Raw genomic sequence first — 11,599 nt, 5'->3', positions numbered from 1 at the left:
CGGCAGTCTCCTATGAGTTCCCACCATTACGTGCTGGCAACATAGAACGAGGGTTGCGCTCGTTGCGGGACTTAACCCAACATCTCACGACACGAGCTGACGACAACCATGCACCACCTGTTTACGAGTGTCCAAAGAGTTGACCATTTCTGGCCCGTTCTCGTATATGTCAAGCCTTGGTAAGGTTCTTCGCGTTGCATCGAATTAATCCGCATGCTCCGCCGCTTGTGCGGGCCCCCGTCAATTCCTTTGAGTTTTAGCCTTGCGGCCGTACTCCCCAGGCGGGGAACTTAATGCGTTAGCTGCGGCACGGATCTCGTGGAATGAGACCCACACCTAGTTCCCAACGTTTACGGCATGGACTACCAGGGTATCTAATCCTGTTCGCTCCCCATGCTTTCGCTTCTCAGCGTCAGTAGTGGCCCAGAGACCTGCCTTCGCCATCGGTGTTCCTCCTGATATCTGCGCATTTCACCGCTACACCAGGAATTCCAGTCTCCCCTACCACACTCTAGTCTGCCCGTACCCACCGCAAGTCCGAGGTTGAGCCTCGGATTTTCACGGCAGACGCGACAAACCGCCTACAAGCTCTTTACGCCCAATAATTCCGGACAACGCTCGCACCCTACGTATTACCGCGGCTGCTGGCACGTAGTTAGCCGGTGCTTCTTCTGCAGGTACCGTCACTTTCGCTTCTTCCCTGCTGAAAGAGGTTTACAACCCGAAGGCCGTCATCCCTCACGCGGCGTCGCTGCATCAGGCTTTCGCCCATTGTGCAATATTCCCCACTGCTGCCTCCCGTAGGAGTCTGGGCCGTGTCTCAGTCCCAGTGTGGCCGGTCACCCTCTCAGGCCGGCTACCCGTCGTCGCCTTGGTGAGCCATTACCTCACCAACAAGCTGATAGGCCGCGAGTCCATCCTTGACCAAAATTCTTTCCAACTGATGACCATGCGGTCTCAGCTCGTATCCGGTATTAGACGTCGTTTCCAACGCTTATCCCAGAGTCAAGGGCAGGTTACTCACGTGTTACTCACCCGTTCGCCACTGATCCACAAGAGCAAGCTCCTGCTTCACCGTTCGACTTGCATGTGTTAAGCACGCCGCCAGCGTTCGTCCTGAGCCAGGATCAAACTCTCCGTAAATGTTTACGCACAAACCAGCAACCGGAATAGGTTCACTGACTTGCAAGTTTGAAACTGACAGAACAAATCATTACTGACTTGCTTTGTTTTGTTTAAATGGTTCCCAAAAGGAATCCGCGACCAACCAAAAGGTCAGTCAACGGGTTTTTGGCATTTGACATTGTGCACGCTGTTGAGTTCTCAAGGATCGGACGCACCGGCCCCACCAACCACAGCTGGCGGCCCTCCGGGCAACTTCTCAACCCTACCATTCGCATTCCGTTTGTCAAACCGACTTGAGGAGTTCAACGATCTGGAAGGGGTTTAATCCTACGCTTCGATCCAGGACTCTTCAAGAGCCAGTGCTCTTTTAGAATCTGCCCGGATCAGAATTGGTTCGGATTGATGTCCCGCTTGAGGCCGGTAAGCTCTTCCGCTTTCCGCACCTGTGGGGTGACGAGTTAGAAGATTACGTGGATGTTTCGGACCCCGCAAATCACGCCTGCATCCCGGGCGTGTCGCCCCGGGATTCCGTGGATCCGGCCCTCGGATGGCGCTTGTAAGGCGAGACGGTCGGCTCGCCCGCGAGGAAGAACCTCCAGACGAACGGCTCCACTCCCCCGGCACCACTGACTCCCGTGCGGAGCGACGCTGCCACCTCGCGCGCCGCCTTGGTCGGCGGAGTCAGAGCGAAGGGCGCCGCGTCGAGACGAGCTCCGTCCTCGTCGAGCGTGATACCCAGGGCCCGGACGAGATTGGCCGGCCCCCTGGCCAGCGCGTGATCCGACTTCGCCGTCGGTCGTCGAACGCGGGCGAGGTCCTCGCCGCTCACGATCTCTCCCCCGCGCAGCAGCACAGCGGATGCCTCCCCTTCGGGTGAGCAGACCACGTTGGCGCACACGTGCATTCCGTAGGTGAAGTACGTGTAGAGCCGCCCCGGTTCACCGAACATCGAGGCGGTCCGCTTCGAACGACCGCGGAAGGCGTGCGATCCGGGGTCGACCCCCACCCCGAGGTAGGCCTCGACCTCGGTGATGCGCACCGCGACTTCGCCCCCCGGGGAGTCGTGCGAGAGCACGGCGCCGAGCAGGAGCGGCGCGACCTCGAGGGCGTCGGCACCGAAGTCGATCATGCCCCGCGACTCAGAACAGCGAGACGCCGAGCATGGGGGTGGCGATCAGCGCGCCGACGATGATCGCGCCGGCCACGCAGGCGAGGACGATGGTCGCGCGCTTGGACAGCGGGCGGTACCAGAACCCCTCCTTGGGTCGCCTCGACGGGTCGCCGGAGTCGGTCGGCCGCTTCGCCGCGCTCATGCTCCGCTCCCCGGGATGGCGCGGGTCTGGGTGACGAGCGCACGAACTCGTTCGGTCAGGGCGGCGCGCTGCTCGCGCACGCGGACGCCGGCGGTTCCGCCGGAGCCGTCGCGACTCGAGACCGATCCCTCGATCGTGAGGACCTCCCGCACCGCTGGTGTCAGGTGCGGCGAGATCGCCGCGAACTGCTCATCCGTCAGCTCGTCGAGGTCGAGGTCGTGGTCCTCCGCGAACTTCACCAGGGATCCCGTGATCTCGTGGGCGTCCCGGAAGGTCACGTGCTGCTTGACCAGCCACTCGGCCACGTCGGTCGCCAACGAGAAGCCCTGCGGTGCGAGCTCCGCCATCCGCTCGGTGTGGAAGGTGAGGGTGGCGACCATGCCGGTGAAGGCGGGAAGGAGCACCTCGAGCGTCTTGATCGAGTCGAAGACGGGCTCTTTGTCCTCCTGCAGGTCGCGGTTGTACGCCAGTGGGAGCCCCTTCAACGTGGCGAGCAGCCCTGCGAGGTTGCCGATCAGCCTGCCCGACTTGCCGCGCGCGAGCTCCGCGATGTCGGGGTTCTTCTTCTGCGGCATGATCGACGACCCCGTGGAGTACGAGTCCGAGAGCGTGACGAAGCCGAACTCCTTGGTGTTCCAGATGATGATCTCCTCCGCGAAGCGGGAGAGGTCGATGCCGATCTGGGCCATGACGTAGGCGAACTCGGCCACCACGTCTCGGGCCGCGGTGCCGTCGATGGAGTTCTCCACCCCGTGGGCGAAGCCGAGATCGTGCGCCACGAGCTCGGCGTCGAGACCGAGGGTGTTGCCGGCGAGCGCACCCGATCCGTAGGGCGAGGCGTTCGCACGCACATCCCAGTCGCGGAGGCGCTCGATGTCACGCACGAGCGGCCAGCAGTGGGCGAGCAGCTGATGGGCGAGCAGCACCGGCTGCGCGTGCTGCAGGTGGGTGCGGCCGGGCAGGATCGCCTCGAAATGGGCCTCGGCCTGGGACGCCGTGGCGTCGATCAGGTCGACGAGCAGCCGTGTGATCGTGGCCGCGTGGTCTCGGAGGAGCATGCGCACGAGCGTGGCGATCTGGTCGTTGCGGCTGCGCCCGGCCCTCAGCTTGCCGCCCAGTTCGGGCCCCGAGAACTCGATCAGGCCGCGCTCGAGGGCCGAATGCACGTCTTCGTCGGTGGGCTCGGGGCTGAAGGCCCCGCTGTCGACCGCGTCGGCCAGCTGGTCGAGTGCGCCGAGCATGCCGGCAAGCTCCTCAGCGGAGAGGTAACCGGCCCGGGCGAGCGCCCGGGCGTGGGCGCGGGAGCCCGCGATGTCGTACTGCGCGAGCTGCCAGTCGAAGTGCGTGGACCGGCTCAGCTCGGCGAGCTCCGGAGCGGGCCCGCCGGAGAAGCGGCCTCCCCAGAGCGCGCCGGCCTCCGCGGCCCGGTTGCTCAGATCGTCGGTCATCAGAAGCCCGCCTTCCGCGCCGGAGCGGTGTCGGCGTCGTTCTGCTCGAAGAGCCAGACCAGCAGCGCCTTCTGGGCGTGCAGGCGGTTCTCCGCCTCGTCCCAGATCACGCTCTGCGGGCCGTCGATCACGTCGGCCGCGACCTCGTAGCCGCGATCGGCGGGCAGGCAGTGCAGGAAGAGCGCGTCGTCCTTCGCCCGCGCCATCAGGGCGGTGTCGACCTGGTAGCCGCCGAACGTCTTCACGCGCGCCGCCTTCTCGTCCTCCTTGCCCATCGAGACCCAGGTGTCGGTGACGATCACGTCGGCGCCGTCGGCCGCTGCGGCCGGATCCGAGATCACCGAGATCGAACCGCCCGTCTCGGCGGCGCGCGCCTCGGCGGCCGCGACCACGTCGGGGGCGGGCGAGTACTCGGCCGGGCACGCTATCCGCACGTGCATGCCGGCGGTGGCGCCGGCCAGCAGGTAGGACTGCGCCATGTTGCTCGCGCCGTCGCCGAGGAAGGAGACCGTGAGGCCCGCGAGGTCGCCGCGGTGCTCGCGGATGGTCAGGAAGTCGGCGAGCAGCTGACAGGGGTGGAAGTCGTCCGACAGCGCGTTGACCACCGGCACCCGGGTGCCCGCGGCCATCTCCTCGAGGCCCGACTGGGCGTAGGTGCGCCACACGATGGCGGCCACCTGGCGCTCGAGCACGCGCGCGGTGTCGGACGCCGTCTCCTTGCCGCCCAGCTGGCTCGACGCGGTCGAGATGATGAGCGGGATGCCGCCGAGATCGGCGATGCCGACGGCGAACGACACCCTGGTGCGGGTGGAGGACTTGTCGAAGATCACCGCCACCGTCTGCGGCCCCTCGAGCGGGCGGGCCTGGAAGCGGTCTCGCTTCAGGCGCACCGCGAGGTCGAGGATGGTGCTCTGCTCGGCCGGAGTGATGTCGTCGTCGCGAAGGAAGTGCCTGGTCATGCTCGCCTCGGGGATCGGTGTCGAAAGGATCAGGATAGCGATTCGAACGCGCGGCCGAGACGCACACCGAATTCGCGCACCTCGTCGTCGCCGATGATGAGCGGTGGCGCGATGCGCAGGCTCGAGTCGTTCGGTGCGTTGATGATGAGGCCGTTCTCGAGCGCGGCCTCGGCGATCCGGCCCGCGATCGGCTCGTTGAGCCCCACCCCGATGAGGAGACCCTGTCCGCGGATCTCGGAGACGAAGGGAGAGTCGATCCGCGCGATGATGTCCCGGATCTCGGCGCCGCGGCGGGCGGCGTTCTCCACCAGCCCCGCCGACTCGATCTCGCCGAGCACGGCGTTGGCGGTCGCCGCGGCGAGCGGATTGCCGCCGAAGGTGCTGCCGTGCTGACCACGGGAGAACAGGTCCGAGGCCCAGCCGAAGGTCACGAGCGAGCCGATCGGGAAGCCGCCGGCCATGCCCTTGGCGATGGTGACGGCATCCGGGACCACGCCCGCGTTCATGTACGAGAACCAGGTGCCCGTGCGCCCCACCCCCGTCTGGATCTCGTCGAGGATGAGCAGCGCGCCGTGCTGCTCGGTGAGCTCACGGGCGCGCTGCAGGAAGCCCTCGGGCAGCTCGAGCACGCCGGCCTCGCCCTTGATGGGCTCGAGGAAGAGCGCGGCGACCGTGTCGTCGATCGCGGCCTCGAGCGCCTCGAGCGTGGTGTCGATGTGCTCCACTCCCCCGGGCACGGGCTCGAACGGCTCGCGCATGGCGGGCTTGCCGGTGAGCGCGAGCGCCCCCATGGTGCGGCCGTGGAACGCATTGGTGAGGGCGACGATGCGCGTGCGCTGCCCGTGCGAGTTCAGGCGGGCGAGCTTGAAGGCCGCCTCGTTGGCCTCGGCACCGGAGTTGCAGAAGTAGGCCCGGCCGCCCTGGCCCGCCCCGGTGAGGCGCGTGAGGCGCTCGGCGAGCTCGAGCTGCGGCGGGGTCGAGAAGTAGTTCGAGACGTGCGCGAGCGTGGAGGCCTGACGGGTGACCGCCTCGACGAACACCGGATGCGCGTGGCCGAGCGAGTTGACCGCGATGCCCGCGAGGAAGTCGAGGTACTCGTTGCCGTCGCCATCCCAGACGTAGGCTCCCTCGCCGCGCACGAGGTAGCGCAGGGGCATGCCCATGGTGCGCATGATCGACGTGTCGAAGCGGTCCTTCCAGGACGTCTCGGTCACGGTCGTGGTCTCGGGTCCGGGCACGGGGTCCTCCGGTTCAGTGTCGGGTCGGGGATGCTGCAGGGTCAGGGTGCCGGGGAGGGAGCAGGGGCGGCCGGTGAATCGATCACCTCGGTGCCGATCACCTCGGTGCCGATCACCTCGGTGCCGACGCCGCCCCGGGTGAAGACCTCGAGCAGGATGGAGTGCGGCTCGCGGCCGTCGATGATGGCGGCCTTGGGCACTCCCCCGTCGACCGCCTCGAGGCAGGCGGCCATCTTGGGGATCATGCCCGATTCGAGCGAGGGCAGCAGGGCTCGGAGCTCCTCGCTCTCGATGACCGAGACGAGCGAGTCGCGGTTCGGCCAGTCGCTGTAGAGCCCCGCGACATCGGTGAGGATGACGAGCTTGGCGGCGCCGAGGGAGACGGCGAGGGCGGCGGCCGCGGCATCGGCGTTGACGTTGAGCACCTGGCCCGGTGCGTCGACGTCCGGCGCCACCGAGGAGACCACCGGGATGCGGCCGGCGTCGAGCTGCGCGATGACACCCTCCGGGTTGACGCCGATGACATCGCCGACGAGTCCCAGGTCGACGAGCTCGCCGTCGATCTCGACCCCGCGGCGCCTGCCCTCGAAGAGTCCCGCGTCTTCGCCCGAGAGGGCGGCGGCCAGCGGGCCGTGCTCGTTGATGTGGCTCACGATGTCGCGGCTGATCTGGCCGGTGAGCACCATCCGCACCACGTCCATCGCCTCGGGGCTCGTGACGCGGTAGCCGCCTCGGAACTCGCTCTCGATGCCCAGTCGGTCGAGCATCTTCGAGATCTGGGGACCGCCGCCGTGCACGACGACCGGGCGGATGCCGGCGTAGCGGAGGTACACGATGTCCTCCGCGAAGGTGCGCTGCAGGTCGGGGTCGACCATGGCGTTGCCGCCGAACTTCACCACGATGATCTGGCCGTGGTAGCGCTTCAGCCAGCGCAGCGACTCGATCAGCGTGTCGGCCTTGACGTGCGCGAGCTCGGCCTCGGACTGCGAGTACTCGGGCTCCGACGACGGGGACCGCGGGGATTCGGTGCCCATCAGCTGGCGTACGCGCTGTTCTCGTGCACGTAGTCGTGCGTGAGGTCGTTGGTCCAGATCGTCGCGGTGGCGTCGCCCGACTTGAGGTCGATCAGGATGTGCGTGGCCCGGGGTGTGAGGTCGACGAGCTCGCGGTCGTCGCCCGGCTCTCCGCGGCGGCAGACCATGACCCCGTTCATCGAGACGTCGATCTCGTACGGGTCGAACTGTGCATCCGTCGTGCCGAGGGCCGCGAGCACGCGGCCCCAGTTGGGATCGTTGCCGAAGATGGCGGCCTTCAGGAGGTTGCTGCGCGAGACGGCACGGCCGACCACCACCGCCTCGTCCTCCGTGGCGGCGTGCACGACCTCGATCGCGATGTCGTGGCTCGAGCCCTCGGCGTCGGCCTGGAGCTGCAGCGCGAGGTCGCGGCAGAGGGCGGTCATGGCCTCGGTGAACTCCGCCTCGTCGGCGACGACTCCGGAGGCGCCCGACGCCAGCAGGGCGACGGTGTCGTTGGTCGACATGCAGCCGTCGGAGTCGACCCGGTCGAAAGTGACGCGGGTGGCGGCGCGGAGTGCCCGGTCGAGCGTCTCGGCGTCGAGGTCGGCGTCGGTCGTGACGACCACGAGCATCGTGGCGAGCCCCGGCGCGAGCATTCCGGCGCCCTTGGCCATGCCGCCGATCGACCACCCGGCCGGTGAGGAGACCACGGCCTCCTTGGGCTTCGAATCGGTCGTCATGATGGCGAGCGCGGCATCCGCCCCGCCCTCGGCCGAGAGCTCGCCGGCGGCGACGGGCACGTTGTCGAGGATCTTGTCACGGAAGACCTGGTCGCCCACGCCGATCAGGCCCGTCGAGCAGACGAGCACGTCGGAGGCCGACACGTCGAGCGCCGCCGCGACGGCCTCGGCCGTGGCGTGGGTGGTCTGGAAGCCGAAGGCACCCGTGAAGCAGTTGGCGCCGCCGGAGTTGAGCACGACGGCCTCGACGCGGCCGTCGCGAACGACCTGCTCGGACCAGATGACCGGGTTGGCCTTGGCGCGGTTGGACGTGAAGACGGCGGCTGCTGCCGACTTGGGGCCGCGATTGACGACGAGGGCGAGGTCGCGAGCGCCGGTGGACTTCAAGCCCGCGACCACGCCGGCCGCTTCGAATCCGGCGGGGAAGGTGACACTCACGGGGCGACTCCGTTCACGGCGAGGCCGGTCTGCTCGGGGATGCCGAGGGCGATGTTGGCGGACTGGATGGCGGCTCCGGCCGTGCCCTTCACGAGGTTGTCGAGGGCGGTGACGGTGACCACGCGCTCGGCGGCCTCGTCGACGGCGATGCCGATGAGCGCCGTGTTGGCGCCCAGGGTGTCGGCGACCCGCGGGAACTGCCCCTCGGGCAGCAGGTGCACGAACGGCTCGTCGGAGTAGGCGAGCTCCCAGGCGGAGCGCACGTCGGCGGCGCTCACCCCGGGTTCGAGCCTGGCCGTGGAGGTCGCGATGATGCCGCGCGCCATCGGCACGAGCACGGGGGTGAACGAGACGGTCACCGTCTCACCCGAAGCGCCGCTGAGGTTCTGCACGATCTCGGGCACGTGGCGGTGCACTCCGCCGACTCCGTAGGCGTGCGCCGAGCCGAGCATCTCGCTCGCGAGGAGGTCGGTGCGGAGGGTCTTGCCGGCACCCGAGGGGCCGACGGCGAGCACCGCGACGAGGTCGACGGGCTGGATGACGCCCGCACGGAGACCGGGAGCGAGCCCGAGGCTCACCGCGGTCACGTTGCAGCCGGGCACCGCGATGCGCGAGACGCCCTCGAGGTTCGAGCGCTGCTTTCCGCCGTCGGCGAGCACGAGCTCGGGCAGGCCGTACGGCCACGAGCCGTGGTACTCCGACTTGTAGAAGGTCTCCCAGGCCGAGGCGCTCGTGAGGCGGTGATCGGCGCCGCAGTCGATCACGAGGCTCGCGTCGCCGAGCTCCGCCGCGAGCGCACCCGAGTGCCCGTGCGGGAGCGCCAGGAAGACCACGTCGTGGCCCTTCAGGGTCTCGACGTCGGTCTCCTGCAGCACGAGCGAGGCATAGGAACGCAGGTGCGGCTGCACGTCGATCAGGCGCTGGCCGGCGTTCTTGTTCGCGGTGACCGTGCGCACCTCGAACTCCGGGTGCGCGGCGAGCAGCCGCAGCACCTCGCCACCGGCGTATCCGCTCGCTCCCGCGATCGCGACTGTGTAGACCATGGATCCAATCTAGTGCGTGTGCAGCGGGCTACTCCCGGATGGCGGCGGCGTGGAGCTCGGCCGCGCGCGCGGCGCCCGCGAGCTTGGCGTCGCTCGCCTCGGCCGCGGTGAGCGTGCGGTCCGGAGCGCGGAATCGCAGCGCGAAGGTGAGCGACTTCGAGTGCTCCGGGAGCCCGCCGCCGCGGTAGTCGTCGACCAGGCGGATGCTCTCGAGGAGCTCCCCCGCGCCCTCGGTGACCGCGCGCTGCACGTCCCCGGCCGGCACATCGGCCGCGACGACGAGTGAGAGGTCCTGGGTGGCGGCGGGGAAGCCGCTGATGGGCGCCACGTCGATCGTCGTGCCCGCCGCGGCGATCAGCACGTCGAGATCGAGCTCGGCGACTGCCACCACGCGCGGCAGGTCGAGCTCGGCGGCGAGGGCGGGCAGCAGTTCGCCCGCGAAGCCGACGGAGAGCTCGCCCTCGGCGGTCTCGATGAAGAGCTCGGCGGTGCGGCCCGGGTGCATCGACTGGTGCGAGCCCTGCGCGATCCGGAGCTCGACGGCGAGGGCCGACTCGAGCAGCGCGACGACGTCGAGCACGTCGGCGACGCCCGCGGGCACCGCCGGCTGCCCGGGCTGCTTGTCGACGGCGTTGCCGAGCACGAGCACACCCACATGGCGGGGCTGCGGCGGGATGCCGCCGTGCAGCTCGCCGAGCTCGTCGGCGCTCGGCAGGCGCGCGCCGAGAGGCAGGGCGGCCTGGCCGTAGCTGCGGCCGGCCTCGGGCGAGAACACGAGCCCGAGCTCGAACAGCGCGAGGTCGGTGAGCCCACGCGAGAGGTTGCGGCGCGCGATCTCGATGAGGCCCGGGATGAGGGAGGTGCGGAGGAGCGCCGCTTCGGAGTCGAGCGGGTTGGCCACGCGGATGGCCGGGACCTCGCTGCCGTCGGCACTGCCGAAGGCCGCGTTCATGGCGGTGCCGATGAAGGGGTACGCGAGCACCTCGGTGAGGCCGCCGGCGGCCAGCACTTCGGCCACGCGGCGACGGGTCACCTGCGAGACCGAGAGACCGCGCCCGGGAGGGGCGACCGGCAGGATGCTCGGGATGCGGTCGTAGCCCACGATGCGGGCCACCTCCTCGGCGAGCGAGGCCTTGTCGGTGAGGTCGGGACGCCACGACGGCGGCACCACGACGAGCCCGGCGGCGGTCTCCTCGACCGTCGCACCGATCTCGGCGAGCGAGCCCGTGATCTCGTCGTCGGTGAAGTCGACGCCCACGAGCCCCGAGACGTAGCCGAACGGCACCATCACGGCACCCGGCTCGGCATGCTCGTGGTGCAGCGATCCGAGACCGTCGGCCCGGCCGCCGGCGAGCGACTCGACCAGCTCCACCGCTCGGGCGGCTGCCGCCTCGGCCACCTTGGGGTCGACACCGCGCTCGAACCGGCGCGACGCCTCGCTCGGCAGCTTGTGCCGGCGGGCGGTGCGGGCGATCGACACGGGGTCGAAGTTCGCGGCCTCGATGAGCACGTTCGTGGTGCCGTCGCCGATCTCGGTGGCGGCCCCGCCCATCACGCCGGCCAGGCCGATGGCGCCGCTCTCGTCGGCGATCACGAGGTCCTCGGGGTCGAGCTTCCTGGTCTGGCCGTCGAGCATCTCGAGGGTCTCCCCCTCATTCGCCCGGCGCACCGTGATGCCGCCGGTGAGCGCATCCAGGTCGTAGCCGTGCAGCGGCTGGCCGAACTCGAGCATGACGTAGTTGGTGATATCGACCACGAGCGAGATCGAGCGGATGCCGGCGAGCTTGAGCCGGGAGACCAGCCACGCGGGCGACGGCCTGGTCGGATCCACCTCGCGCACCACGCGCGTGACGAACACCGTGGCGCCGACGCGGCCTCGGATGGGCGCCTCGTCGTGGATGGCCACGGGGAATCCGGTGCCGGTCGCGGTGGTGACGCGGTCGACGGGGTCGCGGAAGGCCGCACCGGTGGAGTGCGAGTACTCGCGGGCGATGCCGCGGATGGAGAACGCGTAGCCGCGATCCGGCGTGACGTTGACCTCGACGGCCGCGTCGTCGAGACCGAGCAGCGCGATGGCATCCGTGCCCACCTCGGGGTCGAGGCCGAGCGTCGCCAGGCGCAGGATGCCGTCGTGGTCCTCACCGAGGCCGAGCTCGCGCGCCGAGGCGATCATGCCGTCGGAGACGTGGCCGTAGGTCTTCCGCGGGGCGATGTGGAAGTCGCCGGGCAGGACCGCTCCCGGGAGCGTCACCACGACCTTGTCACCCTCGAAGAAGTTG

General features: G+C 68.9%; 9 protein-coding genes and 1 rRNA gene. All 10 read right to left on the bottom strand.

Annotation, left to right across the window (positions count from 1 at the left end; translation table 11 throughout):
- Nucleotides 1–1,143: ribosomal RNA gene (locus Q0D57_RS00635) — 16S ribosomal RNA — on the bottom strand; the annotation flags it as partial.
- Between the two features lie 475 nt (nt 1,144–1,618).
- Nucleotides 1,619–2,254: a DNA-3-methyladenine glycosylase gene (locus tag Q0D57_RS00630; RefSeq protein WP_291036639.1), complete on the bottom strand. Its 636-nt coding sequence runs from the start codon at nt 2,252–2,254 to the stop codon at nt 1,619–1,621.
- Nucleotides 2,255–2,264: 10 nt separating this feature from the next.
- On the bottom strand, nt 2,265–2,438 hold the full coding sequence (locus Q0D57_RS00625; protein WP_291036637.1) for a hypothetical protein: 174 nt from the start codon (nt 2,436–2,438) through the stop codon (nt 2,265–2,267).
- Entirely contained in the window at nt 2,435–3,886 is a 1,452-nt protein-coding gene (gene argH, locus Q0D57_RS00620) for an argininosuccinate lyase (RefSeq protein WP_291036635.1), read from the bottom strand. Before argH ends, Q0D57_RS00625 begins: the two co-directional genes overlap by 4 nt.
- Nucleotides 3,886–4,845: an ornithine carbamoyltransferase gene (gene argF, locus Q0D57_RS00615; RefSeq protein ID WP_291036632.1), complete on the bottom strand. Its 960-nt coding sequence runs from the start codon at nt 4,843–4,845 to the stop codon at nt 3,886–3,888. The genes argH and argF overlap by 1 nt, the downstream gene beginning before the upstream one ends.
- A gap of 29 nt (nt 4,846–4,874) precedes the next feature.
- Complete coding sequence (locus tag Q0D57_RS00610) at nt 4,875–6,083, bottom strand: acetylornithine transaminase (protein ID WP_291036630.1); 1,209 nt, start codon at nt 6,081–6,083, stop codon at nt 4,875–4,877.
- 41 nt (nt 6,084–6,124) lie between these two features.
- The gene (gene argB, locus Q0D57_RS00605) at nt 6,125–7,117 is read right to left on the bottom strand and encodes an acetylglutamate kinase (RefSeq protein ID WP_291036628.1); all 993 of its coding nucleotides are present in this window, start codon (nt 7,115–7,117) and stop codon (nt 6,125–6,127) included.
- The gene (gene argJ / locus Q0D57_RS00600; protein WP_291036626.1) at nt 7,117–8,277 is read right to left on the bottom strand and encodes a bifunctional glutamate N-acetyltransferase/amino-acid acetyltransferase ArgJ; all 1,161 of its coding nucleotides are present in this window, start codon (nt 8,275–8,277) and stop codon (nt 7,117–7,119) included. The genes argB and argJ overlap by 1 nt, the downstream gene beginning before the upstream one ends.
- Entirely contained in the window at nt 8,274–9,320 is a 1,047-nt protein-coding gene (argC, locus tag Q0D57_RS00595) for an N-acetyl-gamma-glutamyl-phosphate reductase (protein WP_291036622.1), read from the bottom strand. Before argC ends, argJ begins: the two co-directional genes overlap by 4 nt.
- Before the next feature lie 28 nt (nt 9,321–9,348).
- A partial coding sequence (pheT, locus tag Q0D57_RS00590) for a phenylalanine--tRNA ligase subunit beta (RefSeq protein ID WP_291036620.1) occupies nt 9,349–11,599 on the bottom strand: 2,251 nt, incomplete at its 5' end.

It is taken from the genome of Herbiconiux sp. (assembly GCF_023264895.1).
In the GTDB taxonomy this organism is placed as follows: domain Bacteria; phylum Actinomycetota; class Actinomycetes; order Actinomycetales; family Microbacteriaceae; genus Herbiconiux.
This window is presented reverse-complemented; position numbering and strand designations above follow the sequence as displayed.